The sequence below is a fragment of the Croceicoccus sp. Ery5 genome, assembly GCF_020985325.1.
Taxonomy (GTDB): domain Bacteria; phylum Pseudomonadota; class Alphaproteobacteria; order Sphingomonadales; family Sphingomonadaceae; genus Croceicoccus.
This window is the reverse complement of record NZ_CP087587.1, coordinates 3,048,275-3,071,078: the sequence shown is the minus strand read 5'-3', so window position 1 is coordinate 3,071,078 and position 22,804 is coordinate 3,048,275. Positions and strand designations below refer to the sequence as shown.

The window sequence follows — 22,804 nt, the reverse complement described above, 5'->3', positions numbered from 1 at the left end:
TCGGGAGAATTCGACATTGGGAAAGAGCCGCGAAGACTGGCGCTAGCGCGGATGCGGCGTGTAGGACAGCGCGAAGGCAGCCGCCCGTGAATTAGGGCGAGTATTGCCCAGCAAGCGGAGCGCTAATTCGCCTGAGGCGGCGCCCCGGCTGACGGACGCAAGGGCGGCCAGGCCCGCAGCGATCCGTTCAACGACACAGCCGCGGCTTTGCCGTGGCTGAGGCAGCTGTCCGGCGCTCAGGTTTTACGCGCTAACGACTGGAACGGGGTGGGAAGCGGACATTAATCGGCTAGTTCATTTTTCCAGCCACTCTCAGTCATATCCTTCTGAAGGCCCGCAAACTCGTCGGCAAAATCTTCTTCCCATGGGAACCTGCCTTCACGGTCAGGCCAGACGATTTGCAAGCACGGAAACACGTCGCCTCCGTAAAACCATCTGCTCCATCCCAGCAGGTCGCGGTAGTGCTCCTTTGCGATCCGAAATGCATAGGCGGGAGCATTACCAAATACGGCTTCTGTCCGCCTGCCAACCGGCAACGACCGGCCATCTTTCGCATCTCTATAAAGATCCCAGAAAACGTCATGCGCGATCCGGTCTTTCATACTGAAAATAAGCAACTCGGGCTGACCGGTGTTAACGAACAAGCCAGTTGTAAACGAAAAGCCTGGACCGTCATCGTCGCCTAGAACGCCAGTTCTGAACCAACCATGCTCCCTGATCTTTGCGACAAAGGATTGTTCATCTTCGTCGAGGGTATTTGGTGGAGCATTTAGGGCAGTGCGCATCGCCAAAATTCTAGCCCGCAAATCTCAACGTCCGCAATCGGTCGTTTCCTGTTAGTCCGCGTTTTGTCGAAAACTTAGCTAAGCAGCCAATCGACTCCAGTGCAAATGGCGGCAATGGTGACGAAAAATCGACACTGGAAGCTGGCCATCCTGCGTCACAATCAAGCATGGAGCTTTGCTGATGGGAGAGGCACTCGACCTCTTGAAGTCGCGCTACCCCGGTGCCGAGAGTTTCACGCTCGGCGACACGGCGGAAATGAGTGCCAGGTTGCTTGCTCTCGTCGCTGGCGGCGCGAAACGGGCAACAACCGGCGCGCTTCGCGATTTCACCCGCCGGTCAGCGCGCTTACATCGTTGCCCTGTGCCTTCAGCCCCGCGACCACATTGGCCTGCGTGCGCGAAAGGTCCTGTTGCGCGGCTTCGGTCAGCAGGGCGTCCAGCGCCGCGCGATCATACAGGCGGCCCGCCGCGACGACCAGCGCGGGGCGGCGCAGCGTGGCAAAGCCTTGCAGCGGGTCCGCCCCGGTCAGCACCAGATCGGCGGCCATGCCTTGCGCCACGGTGCCGCGCGCGTCTTCCTCGCCCAGAACCTGCGCGGGGTTCAGCGTGGCCATGCGCAGCGCCTCGGCGGGGGAGAGGCCCGCTTCGGCCAGCAGTTCCAGCTCGTCGATCAGCGATCCGCCGGGGATATTGGTGAAAATGCCCGCATCGCTGCCCGCCACCATCAGCACGCCCGCATCGGCCATCATCTTCGTCATCTGCTTATAGAATTCGAACGCGGCACGGTTGGGTTCGACCGCCTCGTTCGTCCAGCGGTCGTAAACCGGCTGTTCGGTCGCCACCAGCATCGGGTTCATCCATTCGCTGCCGGGGCGGCGCAGATAGGCGCCCTTCGTTTCGGCCACGTGGAGCAGGTTGCGGAACGCGACCAGCGTGGGATCGACCGGCGTGCCCGACGCCGCGATCCGCTGTGCCAATGCGCGGGCGGCGGCGGAATCGTGGCGGTTGCGCAGCCCGTGCCAGACGATGCTTTCGACATGTTCGATCGTCACGAAATCCGCGTCGAGGAACTGGTCGAAGCCCATGTCGAACGGATGGTCCACCGGCACGCCGCTGGCGCGCACCCCTTCGGGAGTGTGGCCCATGACCGTCATGCCCAGCGTCGCCGCCTCTGCCCTGATGCCTGCCCAAGCCTCACGCGTGAGGTTGGAATAGACCTTGATATGGCGAAAGCCCGCCGCATGCTGCCAGCGCACGGCGGCGCGGGCTTCTTCTTCGGTGGCGACGAACTGGTGGTTCAACTGCTCGTTCGCGCCATGGCTGTTGAGGATGGGGCCGGTGGTCAGCAGGCGCGGCCCTGCCAGCGTGCCCGCATCGATCTTGGCCGCCAGATCGAGGTGGAAGGGCATGCCCGACGCATTGCGCACCGTCGTCACCCCATGCGCCAGATAGGCGCCCAGCGCCGCGCGGTCCCACACATGCACATGCATATCGGTCAGGCCCGGAAGCAGATAGCCGCCCTTGCCGTCGATCACCTTGGTGTCGTCAGGGGCAGTTATGTCGGGGCCGATGGCGGCGATGCGGTCGCTGGTCACCAGAACCGATTGCGGCGCGCTCCATCGCGGGGTTTCGGCGGTAAGGTCGATCAGCCGGACATTGCGGATCAACAGATCATCGGCCCGCGCGGTGGCGGTTAGGCAGGCCAGCACCATGGCGGCCATGGCAAGCAATCGGGCAATCATGGTCTGCGTTTCCCCCGTTCGGACCCGACGACAGGGTAACAGGCGGGGGCGGGATGGGAAGGGGACGTTGGTAGTTCTTGGCGACAAACCCTATTATCCTCAAGCATAAGAAGCGCACACCAAGTCCGTAAGCGACCGGCTATGAAGGACCCCGAAACATTGATGGATCATTTCATTGGGACCAGATCAAGGCACAGATTAACGGAAATGCATTAAAGTCAGTAGGGGGTGAGCTTGATGATGCGAGGGCAGGTTAGGTTGAGAACTAAACGAAAGCTGGGACGCAGTTGTGGCAAATTGACTCTGATGGCCGCGATCCTTTTTACATCATCAGCCTGCACCGGTATTTCCGAGACGCCCTCGCTCGAAGAATATTTCTCATATGAAGATTGTTGGGAGTTCAAGAGCGATGCAGGGGGCGGGAAACGCTCAATAGCTGCGTATGTGGTCCTATACGACCTCGGTTCCGTGGGGATCGTTCCGGATTTTGTATCGACTCGGTGCAAATTGTCTTCGTCTTCCGAAATGTCGCAAAGAAGGTTTTTGGTAGATTTTCTTCCCTGCCAAGAAGGTGAAGATGATTTGCTGGATGGATTTCAGCTTGGCAGTAATCGGGTGATGCCCACTCCGTCGATGTCTGCTGCCTTTGGGGTCTACAAGATTACCGCCAGATCAATATATAGTGTGAAGCGGCCAGGCGGACTTTTGACTCTGTCATGTTTAGAAATCGATGAATTTGAGACTGTCGATGTATCTCCCAAAAAATTCGTGGCAGATCATCAATGGTAATTTGGACATCAGTCCTCTTTCCAACCCTTGAAAGGCCTTGTCTCACATACAACGAAAAAGGGCGGGAAAGCGCATCGCTCTCCCGCCCTCTTGCGTGTGTGTTGATCAGCGCGCCCGCACTGCGCCCTTGTGCGCGCCGACGCCGTTCGCGCCCTTGGGGCGGAAGCGGCGTTTGCGGCCCATGTCGTCGCGGGGCTGGCCGTCGCCGCGGTTTTCGGCGTTCTTGCGCTGCTGGCGCTGTTCGTAATTCTTCGAACCGCCGCCACCGCCATCGCGCTTCTGGCCGCCCTGACCACCACGCCCGCGGCCGCGACCGCCGCCGCGCCCGCCCTTGGCATTGGGATCGCGCTCGGCGCCTGCCGGTGCGCGGGTGGGCTTGGGCAGTTTTTCCGCGTTCGCCACGAAATTCTCGGGGATGGGAAGCTGCACGGGGCGCACCTTCGTCAGCCGTTCGATGTCGCGCATATAGGGCTTTTCGTCCGGCGCGACGAAGCTGATCGCCACGCCATCCGCGCCCGCGCGGGCGGTGCGGCCGATGCGGTGGACATATTGTTCGGGCACGTTCGGGATTTCAAAGTTGAACACGTGCGAAACGCCCGAAACGTCGATGCCTCGCGCCGCGATATCGGTGGCGACCAGCACCGGCACCTTGCCGTCGCGAAAGCCGTCGAGGGCGCGGATACGCTGCGCCTGCGTCTTGTTGCCGTGGATCGCGGCGGCATTGATGCCCGCGGCGGCCAGATGGCGCACCACGCGGTCCGCGCCATGCTTGGTGCGGGTAAAGACGAGGCAGCGGTCGATCTCTCCGCTTTCGATGCCCTTCAGCAGCGAGAGGGTGAGGAGCGACTGCTTTTCCTTCTGGTCGATATGGATCGCATATTGCTCGACCCGCTCGGCGGTTGTCGACTGCGGCGCGACCTCGACCTTCACGGGGTTTTTGATGAAACGCTTGCCCAGCTGCGCGATGCTTTCGGGCATGGTGGCCGAGAAGAACAGGCTCTGCCGGTCCTGCGGCAGCAGCGCGGCCACGCGGGTCAGCGGCTTGATAAAGCCCAGGTCCATCATCTGGTCGGCTTCGTCGAGGACGAAGATTTCAACGTCGCGCAGGGTCAGCGCGCGCTGGTCGATCAGGTCGAGCAGGCGGCCGGGGGTGGCGACCAGAATATCGGTGCCCGCGACCAGCTTCTTCGCCTGCTTGCCGGCGGGCACGCCGCCGAAGATGCATTGCACCTGCAGCCGCGTGTTCTTGGCGTAAAAGCGCATGTTGTCGGCGATCTGCGCCGCCAGTTCGCGCGTGGGCGACAGCACCAGCATCCGACACGATGCGGGCTGCGGGCGCACATCCTCACGAATAAGGCGGTCGATCGAGGGGAGCGAGAAGGCAGCGGTCTTGCCGGTGCCGGTCTGGGCGATACCCAGAATGTCGCGCCCTTCCATCAGGGCGGGGATCGCCTGACGCTGGATCGGGGTCGGCTCTTCATAGCCTTTCGAGGCGAGAGCGCGGGTAATGGGTTCGGCGAGGCCGAGATCCGAGAAATAGGACAAATTATATACTCACATAGGCACGGCTCCGCATGAATGGCGGATGCGTGCGGGGCCTTTACGGCGACCCTAGCGTGATCGGGAAGCAGTGGTGTGAACGCATGGGCAAACCCATGTTCGCATGCGGGGCCAAACTCGCCATTTCTGTCGGCGCGGCTCACGCGGGCATGCGAATGCGCCAGTTCATCCGGCGCTGTCACGGGCGGCTACATAGGGATGATTTGCGAAATGCGCAATGAAATTCGCGGATGCGGAAATCTTGGGTGTGTGCGATTTCAGTTCAGGGTGGAGCGAGAATGGTGGTGTTCGAGAACTGGCGCGCAGCGTACTTCCATTACGTGAGCACCGGAAGCGCAGAACGCCGCCTTTCGTAGCCCGCCGTGGGCTGAAAGCGCGCTCACCCTACACCGGCTGCGGGTTGTGCGGGACGAGGATCAACGTCCCGTCCTCTACCCGCCAGCTTTGCAGGCGCGACAGGAAATTCATGCCCAGCACATTGATGCCGTTCAGCCCCGGCGCGATCACCACGTCGAGGTCGCGGGCTAGGATATTGCCCGCGCGCAATTCGCCCATGGTGGCGACCCGCCCGGGCGAGGAACCGTTGGCAGTTTGCAGCGCGATGGTGCCGCGCATCGGGTTCGCCTCTATCTGCCCGCGCTGGGCCGTATCGGGCGAAATCGCGGTCAGCGAAGCGCCGGTGTCGATCAGGAAGCGTTCGGGATGGCCGTTGACCGTCCCTTCCAGCCAGTAATGCCCGTCGCGCGACAAAGGCACCTGCGTCTCGCCCCCTTCGACCACTTGTTCGGGCATGCCCAGTTCGGCCACCGAAAGGCTGCGCGCGAAATCGCTGCCGCCCGACAGGCGCGCGACATCGATGATGGTCAGCACCAGCACCACGGCCAGCCCGAAACTGCCCAGTCCGCGCATCAGCGAACCGGTACGCGGCATGGTGCGGATGATCGTGCCGCCCACGATCGAGATGCCCAGCGCGATGACAGCCGCCATCAGCAGCGGGTTGCTGGCGAAAAGCTCTCCGTAAGGAAGCTGGGACAGGCGTTCGAAATCCATATTTCGCCTTCTTAGCACGGCAAGGCTTGCGCCCGCATGACCGGCCTGATGAGGGGAGGGGACGCGCTACATGCGCGCCTTGCCTACTTCCTCTACCAATATGGCGCGGGTGCGTTCCGCGTCGGGGAACCCTTCCGCGATCCAGCGCCCTTCGACCGCGTGCAGCGTGCGGGCGACCAGCGGCCCCTTGCCGATGCCCGCCGCGACGATATCGCCGCCCGAAACCGGCAATTGCGGCACATCCCATCCCGTGACGGGCGCAGTGCTTTCGCCCAGCAGCAGCAAGCGGTCCACCGCTGCCTCCACCCCAAGGCGATAGGCGAGCGAGCGGGGATTTTGCGCATCATGCGCATCGCGCGCGGCGGCAAGGGCGATGCGCTTTTTCTGCGCATTGGAAAGCCGCAGGCGCGAGGCGACCTGCCGGGCAGTCTCGGCATCGGGCGGCAGCAGGGCGGCAAGGCGGCGGACCGGATCGGCGGCAATATTCCCGCGCTTTTCGGCGTGCTGTAACGCAGCAAGGGCGGCGATGCCTTCGTCATCGACTTCGGGCAGGATCACCTGCAGCACGCCCAGTTCTGCCATGCGTTCGAAGCTGGAGGCGGGATCGGGCAGGGCAAGGATCGACAGCAATTCCATCGCCACACGCTCGCGCGAGAGGCCCTTCAGCGTCGAGGCAAGGTCGCGGATGGCGGCCTCGGCCTTGTCATCCACCTTCGATCCGAAGCGCGCCTGAAAGCGGAAATAGCGCAGGATGCGCAGATGATCCTCGCGGATGCGCGTTTCGGCATCGCCGATGAACCGTACGATGCGCGCATCCAGATCGGCCAGCCCGCCGAAATAGTCCGAAATGCGGAAATGTTCGGGATGGGCGTATAGCGCGTTGATGGTGAAATCGCGCCGCGCCGCATCGTCGAACCATTCGCTGGCAAAAGCGACCGTGGCGCGGCGTCCGTCGGTGTCGACATCCTTGCGCAATGTGGTGATTTCCACCGGACCGTGCGGCAGGATCGCGGTGATCGTGCCGTGTTCGATGCCGGTCGGCACGCTGCGGATGCCTGCCTGTTTCAGCAATTGCTGCGTGCGTTCGGGCACATGGCGCGTGGCGATATCGACATCGGCAGCCTCTATCCCCAGCAGCGCATCGCGTACGCAGCCGCCGACGAAACGGCAATCGTCCGCCCCCAATGCGGCGACCACCGCGGGCAGGTCGTCGCGCGCGGCCCATTGCGCCATGGGCATGGTGATATCGGTCACAATTTCGGCCCCCGCAGCAGGCGGCGGCGCAGATTATACAGGATCGCCGCCGTCACGCCCCAGATCCGGTAATCCCTTCCCGAACCGTCGGAATATTGCATCTCCAGATATTTACGCTTCATCCCGTTCAACTCGCCCGTCCCTTCGCGGATATTTTCGGTATCGAGCAGGAAGGACAGCGGCGCCTCGAACCAGCTGTCCACTTCGGCGGGATTGGGTTTCAGCGGCAGGTCGGGCGGCACGATGGCCAGCACGGGGGAAATGTCGAAACCGCTGCCGGTGCGGAAACGGTCGCTTTCCCCGATGACGCACACGCGTGACGGGGGCAGGGCGATCTCTTCCTCCGCCTCTCTCACAGCGGCCTGTATCGGGGTTTCGCCGGGGTCCATCCCGCCGCCCGGAAAGGCGACCTGCCCCGCGTGGCGGCGCATGCGGGTGGGGCGCTGGATGAACAATATGCCGGGGCCTGCGCTGGCCGGATCGTCAGAAGGAAGGGGGCGGTCGGTAATCGCGACCAGCACCGCGGCGCGGCGGGGGCGTTCGCCCGCGGGCAGCCATTCGCCATCGTCGCGCAGGCCCGTGACCGTGCGCCGGTGGCCCGCGCGATAGAGCGAGGTCAGCCGGTCGTGCAGGCTGGTCATGCCGGATCGGTCTTTGCGGCGGGTATCAGCGGAAACACCGCCCCGCCCGATTCGACTGCCAGCGCATCGGCATCGCGGGCGATCGCGATCTCGGCCAGTTGCGCATAGGTCGACCGGTCCAGCCGCGCCTCCAGCCCTCCGCGCACCAGAACATAAAGCGCGGGCGTATCGGCATCGCCGCGCGCGATGACGGGATGGTCGGGGCCCGCAGTGACGAATTCGTCGGTGTTGAGCCGGAAGACAAGGACCGGCACGCCATCGGCGCTGTCCAGCTTTACGTCCACCGCGACGAAGGGCGCGTCCTCGACCGCGATGCTTTGTTTCTGATAGGGCAGGACCAGCCAGAAACCGCCGTTTTCCGCATCGTCATCCCTACGCAGCAGCGATGAAAAGGCGCGCACCATGGCGGGGCGGGTGATTTCGCTGCCGTCGTGGAACCAGCGTCCGTCGGCGCGGATTTCCATGCCGCTGTCGGCCGTCGCCTCGGGCTGCCATGTGTCGACAGGGGGCAGGCGGCGCGCGGCGACCGCTTCGGCTATTTCCGCCAGCGACAGGCCGGCAAGATCGGGTGGACTATCATAGGGCATCGCAGTTGAAGGCGATGCCAGATCGCACTAGCCGCGCCAAGGGCCGTTTACCCCAGCCATGGCCCCAGCGCGCCCATTTGCGGCAATATGGACGGGTTTTCGGTCCGCACCAGCAGTCGGGCGGGGTCATAGGGGCCGGGCAGGGTCCAGCCCTGCGTCGGCTGTGCGACGAAACCGAAGAAACGGCCGTAATACTCCGCATCCCCGATCAGCACTTGCGGCAGCGGCACCGCGCCGCCTGCCTGCAGCGCGGCAATGCTGGCCAGCATCAGCGCCTTGCCATAGCCCGCGTTCTGCAATTCGGGGACGACGGCGACGGGGCCGACCATGATCATCGGATGCGGACGCCCCTGCGGATCGGTCAGCGCGACGGGCCAGCACTGGATCGTGCCCGCCAGCAGATCGTCGTCATCCAGCGCGGCAAAGGACAATGCGCCCAGTGCCTCGGTCCCCTCGCGCACGGTATAGGCCGTGCGGCCATGGCGGTCGGGTCCGAAGGCGCGGTCGAGCAATTGCTCGACCATAGCGGGTTCGACCTGATCGATGGGGATGATGGTGGGCATGGGCGCGATGCGAACTCTGACGGCGGTAAAAGCGCCGCGCGGATAGGGGCTGCGCGCGGCGCTGTCGACCGTAATTCTGCTTTGCCGTCGGGTAGCGGGGTTTGGTTCAGCCCTGCGGCGTAAGGCGCCAGACATGCGCGTCCGGCCCGTCTTCGGCCACCCAGACCGATCCGTCCGCCGCCTCTGCCACCGCGCGGATACGGGCGCCCAGATCGTAACGCGCGCTTTCGCTGGCGGTCTTGCCGTCCATCTTCACCACGACCAGCCCCTGGCTGCCCAGCCCCGCGATCAGCGCATTGCCCTGCCAGTCGGGGAACAGCGCACCCGAATAAAAGATCATGCCGCCCGGCGCGATCACCGGATCCCACCATTCGACCGGCGCGACATAGCCGTCGCCGGGGGCATGGTCGGGGATCGGCTTGCCGTCGTAATGGATGCCGTTCGACACGTTCGGCCAGCCGTAATTCATGCCGCGCGCGACAAGGTTCAACTCGTCCCCGCCTTGCGGCCCGTGTTCCAGATCCCACAATTGCCCCCGCGCATCGAAGGCAAGGCCAAGGATGTTGCGGTGGCCGTACGACCAGATCTCGTCATTGGCATTGGCCTCGCCGGTAAACGGATTGCCGGGGGCGGGGCTGCCGTCGGGCAGCAGGCGGACGATGGTGCCCAGATTGTTCGACAAATCCTGCGCGGGCTGCATTTTTTGCCGGTCGCCCGATGCGATGAACAGAAAGTCGCCGTCGGGCGAAAAGGCGATGCGGTGCGAATAATGGCCGCGTCCGGTGACCTTTTCGTCCTGCCGCCAGATCACGCGCGGATCGCGCAGCGCGCATGCCTCTGCCTGATCGCATTGCAACGTCGCGCGCATCACTGCCGCGCCGCGGGTGTCGCCGCTGCCAGCTTCGGCATAGCTGATGTAAACCGCGTGGCTGCTGGCGTAATCGGGGGCGAACACGATATCGCCCAGACCGCCCTGGCCGCCGTAATCCACATCGGGCACGCCACTGACATCGCCGGTGGTGCCGTCGGCCTTGCGGAACCTGATCGCGCCCGATTTCTCGGTCACGAACAAGGTGCCGGTGCCCGGTTCGAAGGCGATAGCCCATGGCTCGTCGAAAGTGCCCATGTCCTGTTTGGCAAAGCTGACCTGCATGGCGGCATTGCCGGCTTCTCCACCGGTGGCGGGGGTCGGGGTTTCCTGACAGCTTGCCAGCGAGGACGCGGCAAGCGATGCAAGGGCGATGCTGGCGAAACGCAGTGATTGGGATTTCATGACTAACTCTACTCCCGTGCGGCGCATCCTGTTCCGGCGGATGGCGCACAAGTGATTATCGGCGTGGACGAAGCGGGGCGCGGGCCCCTTGCCGGGCCGGTTGTGGCCGCTGCGGTGCTGCTGTGCAAGCCGCGACCGGCGGGGCTGGGCGATTCAAAGGTTCTGACAAGGGCAAAGCGCGCCGGGCTGGAAGAGGCGATCAAGCGCCGCTGCGCATGGGGCGTGGGCGTTGTGGAGGTCGAGGAGATCGACCGGCTGAACATCTTTGGCGCGACCATGCTGGCCATGACCATCGCGGTCGAGGCGGTGTGCGCGAAAATCGGCTGCGATCCGGCCGAAGTGCTGGTGGACGGCAATCTGACCCCTGCCGGACGCCGCCCCGAATGGCGCTGGCCTGCGCGTGCCATCGTCAAGGGCGACGCGAAGGAGCCGTGCATTTCGGCCGCGTCGATCATCGCCAAGGAACACCGCGACCGCATGATGCGCGATGCGGCGGCGATCCATCCGCAATACGGGTGGGAGCGTAACGCGGGCTATGGCACGGCGGAACATATGGAAGCGCTGCGCCGTTACGGACCGACCCCGCTGCACCGCCGTAGCTTTGCCCCCGTCGCCCAGCTGGAGTTGAATGTGTGAGTGATTTTACCGGTGCAGATCTGACCGGCCAGTCGGGCAGATGTTTCGTGGTGACGGGCGCGAATGCGGGCATCGGTTTCGCCATTGCCCATGCGCTGGCCGCACAGGACGCGCGTGTCGTGCTGGCTTGCCGCAACGAAGATCGCGCTCGGGCGGCCATGGCGCGGATCGTGGCGGATCATCCCGCTGCCGATCTGGACTTTCTGCCGCTGGATCAGGGCGATCTTGCATCGGTGCGCGCCGCCGCCGCGCTGGCCGCGAAAGAGCCGCGGATCGACGCGCTGATCAATAATGCGGGCGTGATGGTCCCGCCGCTGTCCTTTACCAGGGACGGGTTCGAAATGCAGTTCGGGGTCAATCATCTGGGCACATTCGCCCTGACCGCGCTGATGCTGCCGCTGCTGGAACAGACGGCGACCACTTATGGAGAGGCACGGGTGGTGGTGACCGCCAGCATCGCGCACAAGAAGGGCCGGATCGCTTTCGACAATCTGGACGGATCGCAGGGATATGCCCGCATGCCGTTTTACCAGCAATCGAAACTGGCCAATCTGCTGTTCGCGACCGAGCTGGACCGGCGGCTGCGCGCCGCTGCCAGCAGGGTCAAGGCGATCGCCTGCCATCCCGGCGTCGCGCAAAGCGAGCTGACGCGCCATATCCCGCTGCGCCGCATGTTCACGCCCTTGCTGGGCATGGTGCTCAATACCGCCGAAGAGGGCGCGTGGCCCGCCTTGCAGGCGGCATGCGATCCGGCGCTGTCGGGCGGCGAATATGTCGGATCGCGCGGCATTTTCGAGGCGCGCGGCCCGTCGGGTCCGGCGTTCCGCAGCATCGCCGCACGCGATCCGGAACTGGCGAAGCGCCTGTGGGATGTGTCGGTCGACATGACGGGGATCGATCCCGGCCTGTCGCCTGCCCCCGGCCAGCCACCCGCCTAGGCAAAATCCCCTTTAGGCAAAGGCCTTTTCGCGCATCGTGTCGATATAACTGCGGCCCCATGCCTCCAGCTCGACCGGATCGGCAGGCAATCCGCCAGTCTCGTCGCTGGCGCTGCCCAGCTCGTCCCGGCTGTTCACGCGGGGGAAGGGGCAATCGGGCACGGGCACGCCCAGAAAGGCGCATAGCGGTTCCCAGCCCTCTTTGGGATGAAACACCAGCAGGCGTTCGGGCGGCAGCGCGGCGATCACCGCTTCGTTGCGCCGGACGTACCAGCCGGTCATGAACGCGCGGTCCTGCATCGAACCGCCCTTGAACGCATCATAGATCGCGCCCTGCATCATCTTTTCGGCTGGCGTTCCCACCAGCGTTGCCTGCATGCGCGGAGCGAAGATCGTTTCGCTGACCGAATCGAACCAGCTGTCGGGGTCGCGCGTGGTCAGCACGAATTTCGCCCGCGGGTAATGCGCTGCCAGTTCGCGCCAATAGGTGCAGGCGGGATAGTCGGTGACCGACCGGAAACCGTCGAACACCGCGTCCCAGTCCGGCCTGCCGTCGACGACATCCAGCCACAGGGGCAGGCGGCGGCGCACGTCGGCGAACAGTTCGGCCATGTGGAAACACGGACCGAAACCCAGCCGTTCCAGCGCGAATTTCATCGTGAAGGTCGCATTGCGGCCCAGCCCCGCGCCGATCACATCCAGCGTCATGGCGTTCTCTCCCCCGAACAGAGCGCGACCCTGTCGGGGCCGGAGCATGACGGGCATCGCGGGTGGCTGCAACGATAAACCCGAACCAGCGAGTCCGGAAAGACACAGTCGCAAGATGATGAGTCCGCCCGTGCCGCACGGACTCTATATCTTGGGGCGGGCGCGAAACCGGCGGCGACATCGCGGCCCCGCCACCGGGCGCGGAACGGATTCGCCGCGACGATCGGCGCTTGACGGCGAGTCCCCGCGGATTCACAAGGGGAGTTATCCCCAGGGGACGGACCTTGAAAAAGGTCGCGTAAAGGACGGCATGGCCACGATTTTAAAGACCCGCGCCAAGGCGCGAACCGGCGAGACAGTCGCGCGATCGCGCCAGATGAGCGTTGAATTGCCGCTGGGCCGGATATTGGACGGCGACTGCGTCGAAGCGATGCGCAGCATACCTTCGGGCACCATCGACATGGTGTTCGCGGACCCGCCCTATAATCTGCAACTGGGCGGCGATCTCGACCGTCCGGACGGCAGCCGCGTCGATGCGGTGGACGACGACTGGGACAAGTTCGCCAGCTTTGCCAGCTATGACGAATTTACCCATCAATGGCTGGCCGAGGCGAAGCGCATTCTGAAGCCCAACGGCTCGATCTGGGTGATCGGCAGCTATCACAATATCTTCCGCGTCGGCACGGCGATGCAGGATGCGGGATTCTGGATCCTGAACGATATCGTGTGGCGCAAATCGAACCCGATGCCCAATTTCAAGGGCACGCGGTTCACCAATGCGCATGAAACGCTGATCTGGGCGTCGATGGGCGAAAAGTCGAAATATACGTTCAACTATCGCGCGATGAAGACGCTGAACGACGAGCTGCAGATGCGCAGCGACTGGGTTCTGCCGATCTGTTCGGGGCAGGAACGGTTGAAGAAGGGCGGGACCAAGGTTCACCCGACGCAAAAGCCGGAATCGCTGCTGTATCGCGTGATGCTGGCGACGACCAATCCGGGCGATGTCGTTCTGGACCCGTTCTTCGGCACCGGCACCACCGGCGCGGTCGCCAAGCGACTGGGCCGCCAGTGGATCGGCTGCGAGCGCGAGGGCACCTATCGCGAAGCCGCGCTGGAACGCATCGAGAGCGCGCTGCCGCTGGACGAAAGCGCGCTGAAAGTGATGCAGTCCAAGCGTCAGGCCCCGCGCGTGGCATTCGGCGCATTGGTCGAGGCGGGCTATGTCCCCGCGGGCACCACCGTGACCGACAAGAAGCGCCGGTTCAGCGCCATCGTGCGCGCCGACGGTTCGCTGATGGCGGGCAGGGAAAGCGGGTCGATCCACGGGCTTGGCGCATCGCTGCAAGGCGCGCCGTCCTGCAATGGCTGGACCTTCTGGCACATGGAGAGCGAAAAGGGCCTGCAACCGCTGGACAATGCGCGGCAGCTTTACCTGTTGGCCACCGAGGATTGATCCGTTAGCCAGCGGCGCATGAGCAAGCTCTATCTTTTGCCGCTGGGCTTTGCGCCTTCTCCGCAGGCTTATGATGAAGGGGGCGATCCGCCCGATGTGATCCGGCTGGCGGGCACGATGTGCTATGTCGGCCAGATCGCGCTGATCGTGCGGGAAGGCGCGCGGGTTACGCGGCGGCAAATCCTGCGCCCGTCGGACATCGCGCCGGTGCTGGCCAGCCTGCCCGACGAGCTGGCCGCCGATGGCGAGGAGCAATATGCCAATCTGCGCATGGCGCACCCGCCGCTCCGGCTGGGCGAGCGGACGATAAGGCTGGACCATCCGCAGGTGATGGGCATCCTGAACGTCACGCCCGACAGCTTTTCCGACGGCGGCGCGCATGACACGACCCAAGCGGCGGTCGGCCACGGCGTCGACATGCTGGAGGCGGGCGCGGCGATCATCGATGTGGGCGGCGAAAGCACGCGCCCCGGCGCCCCCGCCGTATGGGAAGGGGACGAGATTGCCCGCGTGCTGCCCGTGGTCGAACGGCTGGCGCGCGGCGGGGCGGCGGTTTCGGTCGATACGCGCAACGGCACCACCATGGCCGAGGTGCTGGCGGCTGGCGCGACAATGATCAATGACGTATCCGCCCTGCGCCACGATCCGCGCAGTGCCGAAATCGTGGCCCGTGCGGGCGCGGCGGTGGTGTTGATGCATGCACCGGGAAAAGGGTCTGACCTGCATGCAGATGCGACCTATGACCATGTGGTGTTCGACGTGTTCGATCATCTGCGCGCGCGGCGCGATGCGGCCATGGCGGCGGGCATCGCGCGGGAAAAAATCGTGCTCGACCCCGGTATCGGCTTCGGCAAGAGCGTGGCCGAAAACCTCGCGCTGATAGAGGCTCTGCCCCTGTTTCACGCTTTGGGACAGCCGTTGCTGTTCGCGGCCAGCCGCAAAAGGTTCATCGGCGCCCTGTCGAACGAGGCGCCTGCGGATAAACGGCTGGGCGGATCGCTGGCGGCGGCGATGCGGGCGATGGATGCGGGCGCGCATATGATCCGCGTGCACGATGCGGCGGAAACGGTGCAGGCGATGCATGTGTGGCGCGGCATGCGCGATGCGGCGCTGACGGATTTCTCGCAACTGCCGCAATGACCGGCGAAAGCATGACGGCGCGGGATGCCGTGCGGCGCATTGCCGCCTGGGCCGACGCGGCGGGGCTGGATTTCCGCCACGACGAAGGCACCGGCCACGGCGCGGTGTTCAGCCATTGCGGGCGCTATCGCTATTTACTGTGGCGCGATGCCGGGCCGCAGCGCGCGATGATGGCGATTGCGATGCTGAATCCGTCGAAAGCCGATCATCTGGCGAACGATCCGACCATCGCGCGCTGTCATTCCCGCGCGCTGCAAGCGGGCCATTCGCTGCTGGTATGGAACCTGTTCGCCCTGCGTGAGACCGATCCCTTGCGGCTGAAAAAACGGCGCGGGCCGGTGGGCAAGCATAATGACGATGCGATCCGGCTGGCGCTGGAACTGGCGGCGCAGACCATCGCCGCATGGGGCGTCCATGGCGCGCATCGCGCGCGGGACCGCGCGGTGCTGGCCCTGTGCGGCGCGCTTGATTGCTATGGCACGACCAAGGCGGGGCTGCCGCGTCATCCGCTTTACCTCAGGAAGGATGTGGTCGCTGTTCCCTACAGCGTATAGCCGCCGTCGCTGGCCAGCACCGCGCCGGTGATCGTGGCGGCCATGTCGGACAGCAGAAATCCGATCTGCCCCGCGATTTCCTGCGCGCTGGCATAGCGGCCCAGCGGCGTTGCCATTTTGCCCATCGCCGCGATCGCGGCTTCGCGGCTGCCCGCGTCCTTTGCCATGCCGGCAAAAAATTCCATCCCGTCCCAGATCGGCGTATCGACACCGCCCGGCGCGATGGCATTGACCCGCACGCCAGCGGGCGCGACCTCTTTGGCGGCGACCCTGGCCAGTTGCACCAGCGCGGCTTTCGACGCGGCATAGGCGGCAGTGGTCGCCTCGGGCTTGGTCGCCGCGGCAGAGGCGGTGACGACAACGCTGCCCTTGCCGGCGCGCTGCATCGCGCCCAGCACGGCGGACAGGGTCAGGAACGCCCCGTCGAGATTGACCGCCATCAACCGCCGCCAGCGCGCGAAATCGGCACCGGCAATCGGAAAGGCATCCGAAATCCCCGCGTTCACCAGCACATGATCGAATGCGGGCCTGTCCGCGAAACCGGCCCAGAAGGCGGGATCGGAAACATCGCCGGCCACGCGCTCGACCTTGCAGTCCAGCGACAGGGCGGCCAGGCCGTCGGCATCCAGATCGACCGCCACCAGATGCGCGATGCCGCGCGCGTCCAGCCAATGCGCCATGGCCGCGCCAATGCCCGAAGCCGCGCCGGTGATCAGCGCGCTGCGGCCGGAAAAATCGAAATCGGCTGACGGGAGAGTATCGGGCATGCGGGCCGGTGTGGCCCGATCAGGCCGCGTTGTCGATGCCCAGATCGGAAAGCTTGCGATACAGGGTCGATCGTCCGATGCCGAGGCGGCGGGCCACCTCGCTCATCCGCCCGCGATAATGGCCGATGGCAAGGCGGATCACATCCGCCTCGATCTCTTCCAGCGAGCGCAGATGCCCGTCCGGTCCGAACAGGGTTACCCCGCCCGCATTGGCCGTGGCGCGCGGGCCGATATCGCCCACGATATTGGCCAGCTGCGGAAAATCCCCTTCGGTCAGCGCGTCGCGGTCGCAAAAGACGACCGCGCGGAACAGCACCGCCTGAAGCTGGCGCAGGTTCCCCGGCCATGCATAACCTTCGAGCAAGGCAAGCGCGTCATCGGTAATGCCCAGATGGCGAAGCCCCGGCTGTTCGCCGATCAGTTTCAGGAAATGGCGTGTCAGCGGCGCGATATCGCATTGCCGCTCGCTCAGCGGGGGCAGCACGATGGAATTGCCGTTGAACGCCTCTGCCAGAACGGGTTCCAGCACGCCCTGCTGCATCAGCGTCTGTGCGTCATTGCCCGCCGTCGCCAGAATGCGCACATCGACGCGGAAACTGTGCGCCGCGCCCAGGGGCTTGGCGATGCCGGTGATGATCGTGTCGGCCAGACGGTGCTGCAATGCGGGGGGCAGCCGTTCCAGATCGTCGATCATCAGCGATCCGCCATCGGCATTCTGCAACGCGCCGGTGCGCTGTTCGAAGGCGCCGGGAAACGCGCCGCGTTCATGGCCGTACAGCGCCGATTCGATGGCGGCGGGCGCCATGCCCGTGGTGTGCAGGATGATCAGCGGGCCGCGTGCACGCGGGCTGGCCGAATGGATCGCGCGGGTCAGCAATTCCTTGCCCGTGCCCGGTTCGCCCGCGACCAGCAGCGGCGCATGGCCGCGCGCCGCCTTGGCCGCGCGGGCCAGCGTGGTGCGGAAATTGGGCGAGGACCCGATCATCAGGTCGAAATCGAGCGGTGCCTCGATCTTTTCGGTCAGCGGGGCCAGCTCGTCGGTGGCGAGCGCGTGCTGGACGCTGCTTTCCAGTGCATAGATAAGCCGTTCCGACGCGATCGGCTTGATCAGATAGTCGGTCGCGCCCGCGCGCATCGCCTCTACCGCCAGCAGCGGAGAGGCGCTTCCCGTCAGGAACAGCAGCGGCAATTCGGGCGCGGCGGCACGGAACCGCCCGATCAGCCGGCACGATTCGTCGCCCGCGATCCAGCTGTCCAGCATCAGCGCCTGCGGCTTTTCGGCCGAGCTGTCGTCCAGCATGCGCAGCGCCGTTTCCCCGTCGGGAACGGTCCGCATGCGCCAGCCTGCGCGGCCGGCCAAGCTATTGATCTGCCTGATCTGGCCGGCGTCATCGGCGACCAAAAGCATCAGGCGCGGTTCATCATCCACCATACTTGCCCCGTTGCGGTGGCGGAAAATCCCGTAACCGCCCCCTGACGGCTTCTAACGGGATATCGTGAACAAGTGATTTATCCTGTTTACCGGCGCGCCGCCAGCAATGGTTTAAAAGGTAAATGCCATCGTCATGTTTGAACGGCGCGCCGATGACACGGGACCGGACGCCGGACCCGACACCTGACCCGACATCGGGCCGGAGTACCGGGTAGAAAGCAAGTGACTTGTCTGGAAAGGCCGCTCGCACTAGAGGCAGGGCAAGCAGGCGTCCCGCCGCGACAAAGGGTGGCGGGCGCGATCCACGGGCGAATCTAGTTAAGGGAATGAACAGGGCCATGGAAAAGCCGGATACGATCGAAAAGGCGCAGTCGACCTATGCCAGCTTTGTGAACTGGTTCAAATGGGGCACGATCGTTGTCGCCATCCTGACTGCCATCGTGGTGATGATCATCGCCTGATGCCGGTTTCCGCTCTCCGCGGGCAAAGGCGGGGCTTCAGCGGAAATTAACCGTTCATAGCGATCAATGGGCCCACGCAAGCCGGTTGGCATGCGGGGCCTTTTTGCGTAGGCAATAGGACGGACGAGCAGATTTGAGGGACCACAGCCTTTTGCGAAAACTGGGCCTGATCGGGGGCATGAGCTGGGTTTCGACCCGAGCCTATTACGAAGACATCAACCAGATCGTGCAGCGCCGCGTCGGCCCCACGGCCAGCGCCCCGTTGCTGATCGAAAGCATCGATTTCTCGCGCCTGTATCGCACCATCGGCGCGGACCAGTGGGACCATGCCGCCGAAGTGCTGATCAAATCGGCAAGGCGGCTGGAAAGCGCGGGCGCGGGCGCATTGGTGATCGCCGCCAATTCGATGCATGCGGTGTACGACCGCGTTCAGGCCGAAGTGTCGATCCCCGTCATCCACATCGCCGATTGCGTCGCCCGCAAGATGACCGAGCGCGAGATCAGGCGCGCGGGGCTGCTGGGCACGCGCAATGTGATGATGGAGGATTTCTATCGCGAGCGTCTGGTGGTCGAGGATATCGAACTGCTGCCACCCAATATGGACGTGGTCGAAACGCTGGACACGATCATTTACGACGAGCTGATGCACGGCAAGGTCCGCCGCGACAGCGAGCGTGAATTGCGCACCATGATCACCAATCTGGAAAAGGCCGGTGCCGAGGCCGTGGTGATGGCCTGTACCGAACTGGACCTGCTGATCGACACGGGCGCCAATGTGCTGCCGATTTTCGATTCCGGCCATATCCATGCCGCCGCCGCGGCCGACTGGATCATCGGCGACGACACCCCGACCGAAAGCGTGATCGACGCGTAATCGGCGATTTTTCCGCCATTTCCGCGCGCGTTCCGTTTTTGATCCGGTTTGCCTGCGCGCCGCGATCTGCCATCGGGTTTGACGATGGACGATGTTCTTGCACCGGCTGAACCCGCGAATATGACCGTGGCGGGCATGCGCGCCCGCTATGCCGCCGATCCGGCGCAGACCCGCGGGCGCGAGTTCGGAGAGGTCGAGGGCGGGGTGCGAGGGCCGCGCAGCGCATACCAGCGCGACCGCGACCGCATCATCCATTCGATCGCGTTCCGCCGGTTGAAGCACAAGGCGCAGGTGTTCGTCGCCCCCTATGGCGACCATTACCGCACCCGCCTGACCCATAGTCTGGAGGTCGCGCAGGTCGGCCGCGTGATCGCCCGCGCGCTGGGTCTGGACGAGGATCTGACCGAGGCTTTGTGCCTTGCCCACGATATCGGCCACGGTCCGTTCGGCCATGCGGGAGAGCGGGCGTTGCAACGTGCGCTGAGCCAGCAGGGCGGGTTCGACCACAATGCCCATACCCTGCGCGTGCTGATGCGGCTGGAAAGCCCCTATTGCACGCATGAGGGCTTGAACCTGTCGTGGGAAACGCTGGAGGGGCTTGCCAAGCATAACGGGCCGGTGTCAGCCGCGAACCCGCTGCCATGGGCGCTGCGCGAACTGGACGATGCTTTCCCGCTCGACCTTGGCCGCTGGTCCAGCCTTGAGGCGCAGGTCGCGGCGCTGGCCGACGATATCGCCTATGACAATCACGACATAGAGGACGGCCTTCGCGCCGGTTTCCTCTCGCTCGACCAATTGCTTTCGATGCCCTTTATCGCGGACCAGTGGGACGCCATCGGGCGCAAGTTTCCCGGCGTGGCGCAGGACCGGCTGCAGCGCGAACTGATCCGCTCGCAAATCGGCTGGATGGTCACCGATGTGATCGAGGAGACGAAGGGCCGCATCGCGCAGGCCGGTGTCGAAACCGCGCAGGACGTGCGCAATGCGGGCATGCAGCTGGCGGGCTTCTCGATCGGCGTGGCCGAGGCGGAGCGAAAGCTGAAGAGCTTTATGTATGAAAAGCTCTATTACCATCCCGCGCAAAAGCGCACGGCCGAACTGGCCGACAATCTGATCGCGGGGCTGTTCGCGGCCTATGCCGGCGATCCCGCGCTATTGCCCGAAGACTGGCGCAGGGCCCTGCCGGATGCGGAACCGCAGCGCAGCCGCCATATCGCGGATTTCATCGCGGGGATGACCGACCGCTATGCCATCCGCTGCCATGCAGAGATTTTCGGCCACGCCCCCGAAGAGCTGAGCAATGTCTGAATCGGGGTCTGAAGCGGGCGGGCTGCATATGGTGCTGGTCGGCGCGACGGGCCTGATCGGGCGCGAGATCATGGCCCGCAGCGGCGACCATCCCGACATCCGCCTGACGGCCATCGCCCGCCGCGAAGTGCCCCTGCCGCAAGGGGCGCGGATGGAAATGATCATTGCCGATCCCAAGAACTGGCGTCAGGTGATCGCGCAGCTTGCGCCCGACGTGCTGGTATCGGCGCTGGGCACGACATGGAAAAAGGCGAACCGCGACGAGGCTGCGTTCCAGGCGGTCGACCTCGATCTGGTGGTCCAGTGCGCCGAGGGGGCATCCGATGCGCGGGTGCGGCAGTTCATCGGCATATCGTCGGTGGGCGCGGACCGCTTTTCCAAGAACCTCTATCTGCGCACCAAGGGCGAGATGGAGCAGGCAGTGAAAAAGCTGGCCTTTGCCCGTGTCGACATGCTGCGACCCGGCCTGCTGAAGGGCAAGCGCGAGGACGATCCGCGCGGCAAGGAGCGGCTGGCCGCCGTGCTGTCGCCGCTGACCGATCTGTTCATGAACGGATCTTTGCGGCAATATCGTTCGATGCCCGCAGGTGTGGTGGCCGATGCGATCTATGCGATGACGCAGATGCGCGCCGACGGGCGTTTCGTGCACGACAACGATGCCATCCACGCCGCGCTGACGCGCCGCACATTGCGCAGACCCGCGCTGGCGGGTGAGTAAACCCCGCTGCAACATGAACCCTGTGCGCAACATGGCGCGGCAGGGCCTTATTTCGCTCCGCGCCGATTGACTTTGCACGCGCAGCATAGGACTTTGCGGCCACATCGCTGACCCGTGTGGGAGAGAGCTTGCGATTCGCCTGTTTGGGCGGGGACAAGCCGCCGAAGGAGCAACCGCCCCGGAAACTCTCAGGCAACAGGGACCATGTGGGTCGATAGCGATGCTCTGGAAAGTGCTGCGGCGGAAACGGCCAAGGCCACCGAAGGGGTATTCCGGACCGTCTTGGATCGTATTCAAGGCATCCGGCGAAGCTCTCAGGTTTCCGCGACAGAGGGGGCCTTGCGCGTATCCGATGCCGGACGCGCAGGCCTGACCTATTCACGGAGCCGAATTTTGACCGAGAGCATTTCCGAAGACCAGCTGGACGAAGTTGCGGGCCCCGAAACCCTGCCTCTCGACGCATGGCACCGCGCCAATGGCGCGCGCATGGTGCCCTTCGCGGGCTATCTGATGCCGATCCAGTATGAGGGCATCATCGCCGAGCACGAATGGACGCGAACCAATGCGGGCCTGTTCGATGTCAGCCACATGGGCCAGCTGATCGTATCGGGAGCCGGCGCCGCCGAAGCGCTGGAAGCCTTGCTGCCGGGCGATATTTCGGCGCTGAAGCCGGGGCGCATCCGCTATTCGCTGCTGCTGAACGAGGATGGCGGCATTCTCGACGATCTGATGGTGACGAATGTCACCGTGGATGGCGGCGAACCGGCCTATTACCTTGTCGTCAATGGCGCGACCAAATGGGACGATATCGGCCATTTGCGCGAATTCCTGCCTGACGAAATCGCGCTCAACCATCTGGATGACCGCGCGCTGCTGGCGCTGCAGGGGCCGCGCGCGGCAGAAGCACTGGAGCAGGTGATGCCGGGCGTCGCCGATGCGCTGAGCTTCATGCAGGGCACCAGCGCAAGCTGGAACGGTGTTGACATCGGCATCAGCCGATCGGGCTATACCGGCGAGGACGGGTTCGAACTGTCGGTGCCCGCCGATGATGTCGAGGCTTTGGCCAAGGCGCTTTGCGCGCTCGACATCGTAAAGCCCATCGGCCTTGGCGCGCGCGACAGTCTGCGGCTGGAAGCGGGGCTGCCGCTGTATGGCCACGACCTTGACGAAAAGACCGATCCCGTAACCGCCGATCTGGCCTTTGCCCTGTCGAAAAAACGGCGCGAGACGGGCGGGTTTCCGGGTGCGGAGAAAATCCTGTCGCTGCTGGCCCATGGGCCCAGCGCCAAACGTGTCGGCCTGTTGATCACCGGCCGCATGGCCGTGCGCGAGGGCGCGCCGATCTATGCGGGCAATGCGCAGGTCGGCACCGTCACCAGCGGCGGTTTCGCGCCCAGCGTCGGCCAGCCCGTCGCGATGGGCTATGTCGAGGCGGGGCATGCGCTGTCGGGCACGACGCTGACCATCGAGATGCGCGGCAAGCAGATCGAGGCGACCGTCACCGACATGCCCTTCGTGCCGCACCGCTATTTCCGCAAGAAATCCTGATTTCCCTGACGATTTCCCTT

The 22,804-nt window shown here is 64.5% G+C and carries 23 protein-coding genes and 2 riboswitches; of the genes, 11 read left to right on the top strand and 12 right to left on the bottom strand.

The window, feature by feature from the left end; all coding sequences use genetic code 11:
- Positions 1–281: 281 nt before the first annotated feature.
- Both LOZ74_RS14730 and LOZ74_RS14725 read right to left on the bottom strand, forming a co-directional pair.
- The gene (locus LOZ74_RS14730; protein WP_230293912.1) at positions 282–785 is read right to left on the bottom strand and encodes a DUF4262 domain-containing protein; all 504 of its coding nucleotides are present in this window, start codon (positions 783–785) and stop codon (positions 282–284) included.
- A gap of 326 nt (positions 786–1,111) precedes the next feature.
- A complete protein-coding gene (locus LOZ74_RS14725) occupies positions 1,112–2,527 on the bottom strand; it encodes an amidohydrolase family protein (protein WP_230291789.1) in 1,416 nt (471 codons plus the stop codon).
- Positions 2,528–2,833: 306 nt separating this feature from the next.
- Here LOZ74_RS14725 and LOZ74_RS14720 point away from each other — a divergent pair, with 306 nt between their 5' ends.
- Positions 2,834–3,316 (top strand): hypothetical protein, encoded by a 483-nt coding sequence (locus tag LOZ74_RS14720; protein WP_230291788.1) that lies wholly within the window; start codon positions 2,834–2,836, stop codon positions 3,314–3,316.
- A 105-nt stretch (positions 3,317–3,421) separates the two neighbouring features.
- Here LOZ74_RS14720 and LOZ74_RS14715 read toward each other — a convergent pair whose 3' ends face one another.
- The 7 genes from LOZ74_RS14715 to LOZ74_RS14685 all read right to left on the bottom strand — a co-directional run bounded on the left by LOZ74_RS14715 (position 3,422) and on the right by LOZ74_RS14685 (position 10,244).
- On the bottom strand, positions 3,422–4,861 hold the full coding sequence (locus LOZ74_RS14715; protein ID WP_230291787.1) for a DEAD/DEAH box helicase: 1,440 nt from the start codon (positions 4,859–4,861) through the stop codon (positions 3,422–3,424).
- 399 nt (positions 4,862–5,260) lie between these two features.
- Entirely contained in the window at positions 5,261–5,926 is a 666-nt protein-coding gene (locus tag LOZ74_RS14710; RefSeq protein ID WP_230291786.1) for a TIGR02281 family clan AA aspartic protease, read from the bottom strand.
- A gap of 66 nt (positions 5,927–5,992) precedes the next feature.
- On the bottom strand, positions 5,993–7,165 hold the full coding sequence (locus tag LOZ74_RS14705) for a CCA tRNA nucleotidyltransferase (RefSeq protein ID WP_230293911.1): 1,173 nt from the start codon (positions 7,163–7,165) through the stop codon (positions 5,993–5,995).
- A gap of 11 nt (positions 7,166–7,176) precedes the next feature.
- Positions 7,177–7,821, bottom strand: coding sequence for a CoA pyrophosphatase (locus LOZ74_RS14700; RefSeq protein ID WP_230291785.1), 645 nt, complete (start codon positions 7,819–7,821; stop codon positions 7,177–7,179).
- Positions 7,818–8,408: a DUF1285 domain-containing protein gene (locus LOZ74_RS14695; protein WP_230291784.1), complete on the bottom strand. Its 591-nt coding sequence runs from the start codon at positions 8,406–8,408 to the stop codon at positions 7,818–7,820. The genes LOZ74_RS14700 and LOZ74_RS14695 overlap by 4 nt, the downstream gene beginning before the upstream one ends.
- A 47-nt stretch (positions 8,409–8,455) precedes the next feature.
- On the bottom strand, positions 8,456–8,971 hold the full coding sequence (locus LOZ74_RS14690; RefSeq protein WP_230291783.1) for a GNAT family N-acetyltransferase: 516 nt from the start codon (positions 8,969–8,971) through the stop codon (positions 8,456–8,458).
- 106 nt (positions 8,972–9,077) lie between these two features.
- Positions 9,078–10,244 (bottom strand): PQQ-dependent sugar dehydrogenase, encoded by a 1,167-nt coding sequence (locus tag LOZ74_RS14685; protein ID WP_230291782.1) that lies wholly within the window; start codon positions 10,242–10,244, stop codon positions 9,078–9,080.
- A gap of 51 nt (positions 10,245–10,295) precedes the next feature.
- Here LOZ74_RS14685 and LOZ74_RS14680 point away from each other — a divergent pair, with 51 nt between their 5' ends.
- Together LOZ74_RS14680 and LOZ74_RS14675 are read left to right on the top strand one after the other, a co-directional pair.
- Positions 10,296–10,880 carry a ribonuclease HII gene (locus LOZ74_RS14680; protein ID WP_230291781.1) on the top strand — a complete coding sequence of 195 codons (585 nt, stop codon included), beginning with the start codon at positions 10,296–10,298 and terminating at the stop codon, positions 10,878–10,880.
- Positions 10,877–11,818 (top strand): oxidoreductase, encoded by a 942-nt coding sequence (locus LOZ74_RS14675; RefSeq protein WP_230291780.1) that lies wholly within the window; start codon positions 10,877–10,879, stop codon positions 11,816–11,818. Before LOZ74_RS14680 ends, LOZ74_RS14675 begins: the two co-directional genes overlap by 4 nt.
- A 12-nt stretch (positions 11,819–11,830) precedes the next feature.
- Here the strand turns inward: LOZ74_RS14675 and LOZ74_RS14670 are convergent, their stop codons facing one another.
- Entirely contained in the window at positions 11,831–12,526 is a 696-nt protein-coding gene (locus tag LOZ74_RS14670) for a sulfotransferase family protein (RefSeq protein ID WP_230291779.1), read from the bottom strand.
- A gap of 376 nt (positions 12,527–12,902) precedes the next feature.
- Here LOZ74_RS14670 and LOZ74_RS14665 point away from each other — a divergent pair, with 376 nt between their 5' ends.
- From LOZ74_RS14665 to LOZ74_RS14655, 3 genes are read left to right on the top strand one after another with little or no spacing between them, the layout of a single operon-like run.
- Entirely contained in the window at positions 12,903–13,982 is a 1,080-nt protein-coding gene (locus LOZ74_RS14665; protein ID WP_230281921.1) for a site-specific DNA-methyltransferase, read from the top strand.
- An 18-nt stretch (positions 13,983–14,000) separates the two neighbouring features.
- Positions 14,001–15,122 carry a dihydropteroate synthase gene (gene folP / locus LOZ74_RS14660; protein ID WP_230291778.1) on the top strand — a complete coding sequence of 374 codons (1,122 nt, stop codon included), beginning with the start codon at positions 14,001–14,003 and terminating at the stop codon, positions 15,120–15,122.
- Positions 15,119–15,676, top strand: a complete 558-nt coding sequence (locus LOZ74_RS14655; protein ID WP_230291777.1) for a DUF1643 domain-containing protein — start codon at positions 15,119–15,121, stop codon at positions 15,674–15,676. The genes folP and LOZ74_RS14655 overlap by 4 nt, the downstream gene beginning before the upstream one ends.
- On the opposite strand, the gene LOZ74_RS14650 is transcribed toward LOZ74_RS14655, so the two are convergent.
- Both LOZ74_RS14650 and LOZ74_RS14645 read right to left on the bottom strand, forming a co-directional pair.
- Positions 15,664–16,443 (bottom strand): SDR family NAD(P)-dependent oxidoreductase, encoded by a 780-nt coding sequence (locus tag LOZ74_RS14650; protein WP_230291776.1) that lies wholly within the window; start codon positions 16,441–16,443, stop codon positions 15,664–15,666. The two genes, LOZ74_RS14655 and LOZ74_RS14650, sit on opposite strands and share 13 nt — an antisense overlap.
- Positions 16,444–16,462: 19 nt before the next feature.
- Positions 16,463–17,875 (bottom strand): sigma-54 dependent transcriptional regulator, encoded by a 1,413-nt coding sequence (locus LOZ74_RS14645; RefSeq protein ID WP_230291775.1) that lies wholly within the window; start codon positions 17,873–17,875, stop codon positions 16,463–16,465.
- Positions 17,876–18,213: 338 nt separating this feature from the next.
- On the opposite strand from LOZ74_RS14645, the gene LOZ74_RS14640 reads away from it, so the two are divergent.
- From LOZ74_RS14640 to gcvT, 5 genes are all read left to right on the top strand, one after another.
- Positions 18,214–18,336 carry an aa3-type cytochrome c oxidase subunit IV gene (locus tag LOZ74_RS14640; RefSeq protein WP_230291774.1) on the top strand — a complete coding sequence of 41 codons (123 nt, stop codon included), beginning with the start codon at positions 18,214–18,216 and terminating at the stop codon, positions 18,334–18,336.
- Between the two features lie 178 nt (positions 18,337–18,514).
- The gene (locus tag LOZ74_RS14635) at positions 18,515–19,210 is read left to right on the top strand and encodes an aspartate/glutamate racemase family protein (RefSeq protein ID WP_230291773.1); all 696 of its coding nucleotides are present in this window, start codon (positions 18,515–18,517) and stop codon (positions 19,208–19,210) included.
- Between the two features lie 84 nt (positions 19,211–19,294).
- Positions 19,295–20,518, top strand: a complete 1,224-nt coding sequence (locus LOZ74_RS14630; RefSeq protein ID WP_230291772.1) for a deoxyguanosinetriphosphate triphosphohydrolase — start codon at positions 19,295–19,297, stop codon at positions 20,516–20,518.
- Positions 20,511–21,236: an NAD(P)H-binding protein gene (locus tag LOZ74_RS14625; RefSeq protein WP_230291771.1), complete on the top strand. Its 726-nt coding sequence runs from the start codon at positions 20,511–20,513 to the stop codon at positions 21,234–21,236. Before LOZ74_RS14630 ends, LOZ74_RS14625 begins: the two co-directional genes overlap by 8 nt.
- A gap of 107 nt (positions 21,237–21,343) precedes the next feature.
- Positions 21,344–21,451, top strand: a riboswitch (glycine riboswitch).
- A riboswitch (glycine riboswitch) is annotated at positions 21,452–21,577 on the top strand. It begins immediately after the preceding riboswitch.
- Between the two features lie 52 nt (positions 21,578–21,629).
- Positions 21,630–22,784: a glycine cleavage system aminomethyltransferase GcvT gene (gcvT, locus tag LOZ74_RS14620; protein WP_230291770.1), complete on the top strand. Its 1,155-nt coding sequence runs from the start codon at positions 21,630–21,632 to the stop codon at positions 22,782–22,784.
- Positions 22,785–22,804: the final 20 nt, after the last annotated feature.

What these genes read in the sequence shown, in the direction of transcription:
- LOZ74_RS14730 (WP_230293912.1), bottom strand. Translation starts at nt 785, where the DNA reads ATGCGCACTGCCCTAAATGCTCCACCAAATACCCTCGACGAAGATGAA.
- LOZ74_RS14725 (WP_230291789.1), bottom strand. Translation starts at nt 2,527, where the DNA reads ATGATTGCCCGATTGCTTGCCATGGCCGCCATGGTGCTGGCCTGCCTA.
- LOZ74_RS14720 (WP_230291788.1), top strand. Translation starts at nt 2,834, where the DNA reads ATGGCCGCGATCCTTTTTACATCATCAGCCTGCACCGGTATTTCCGAG.
- LOZ74_RS14710 (WP_230291786.1), bottom strand. Translation starts at nt 5,926, where the DNA reads ATGGATTTCGAACGCCTGTCCCAGCTTCCTTACGGAGAGCTTTTCGCC.
- LOZ74_RS14705 (WP_230293911.1), bottom strand. Translation starts at nt 7,165, where the DNA reads ATGCCCATGGCGCAATGGGCCGCGCGCGACGACCTGCCCGCGGTGGTC.
- LOZ74_RS14700 (WP_230291785.1), bottom strand. Translation starts at nt 7,821, where the DNA reads ATGACCAGCCTGCACGACCGGCTGACCTCGCTCTATCGCGCGGGCCAC.
- LOZ74_RS14695 (WP_230291784.1), bottom strand. Translation starts at nt 8,408, where the DNA reads ATGCCCTATGATAGTCCACCCGATCTTGCCGGCCTGTCGCTGGCGGAA.
- LOZ74_RS14690 (WP_230291783.1), bottom strand. Translation starts at nt 8,971, where the DNA reads ATGCCCACCATCATCCCCATCGATCAGGTCGAACCCGCTATGGTCGAG.
- LOZ74_RS14685 (WP_230291782.1), bottom strand. Translation starts at nt 10,244, where the DNA reads ATGAAATCCCAATCACTGCGTTTCGCCAGCATCGCCCTTGCATCGCTT.
- LOZ74_RS14670 (WP_230291779.1), bottom strand. Translation starts at nt 12,526, where the DNA reads ATGACGCTGGATGTGATCGGCGCGGGGCTGGGCCGCAATGCGACCTTC.
- LOZ74_RS14665 (WP_230281921.1), top strand. Translation starts at nt 12,903, where the DNA reads ATGAGCGTTGAATTGCCGCTGGGCCGGATATTGGACGGCGACTGCGTC.
- folP (WP_230291778.1), top strand. Translation starts at nt 14,001, where the DNA reads ATGAGCAAGCTCTATCTTTTGCCGCTGGGCTTTGCGCCTTCTCCGCAG.
- LOZ74_RS14655 (WP_230291777.1), top strand. Translation starts at nt 15,119, where the DNA reads ATGACCGGCGAAAGCATGACGGCGCGGGATGCCGTGCGGCGCATTGCC.
- LOZ74_RS14650 (WP_230291776.1), bottom strand. Translation starts at nt 16,443, where the DNA reads ATGCCCGATACTCTCCCGTCAGCCGATTTCGATTTTTCCGGCCGCAGC.
- LOZ74_RS14645 (WP_230291775.1), bottom strand. Translation starts at nt 17,875, where the DNA reads ATGGTGGATGATGAACCGCGCCTGATGCTTTTGGTCGCCGATGACGCC.
- LOZ74_RS14640 (WP_230291774.1), top strand. Translation starts at nt 18,214, where the DNA reads ATGGAAAAGCCGGATACGATCGAAAAGGCGCAGTCGACCTATGCCAGC.
- LOZ74_RS14635 (WP_230291773.1), top strand. Translation starts at nt 18,515, where the DNA reads ATGAGCTGGGTTTCGACCCGAGCCTATTACGAAGACATCAACCAGATC.
- LOZ74_RS14630 (WP_230291772.1), top strand. Translation starts at nt 19,295, where the DNA reads ATGGACGATGTTCTTGCACCGGCTGAACCCGCGAATATGACCGTGGCG.
- LOZ74_RS14625 (WP_230291771.1), top strand. Translation starts at nt 20,511, where the DNA reads ATGTCTGAATCGGGGTCTGAAGCGGGCGGGCTGCATATGGTGCTGGTC.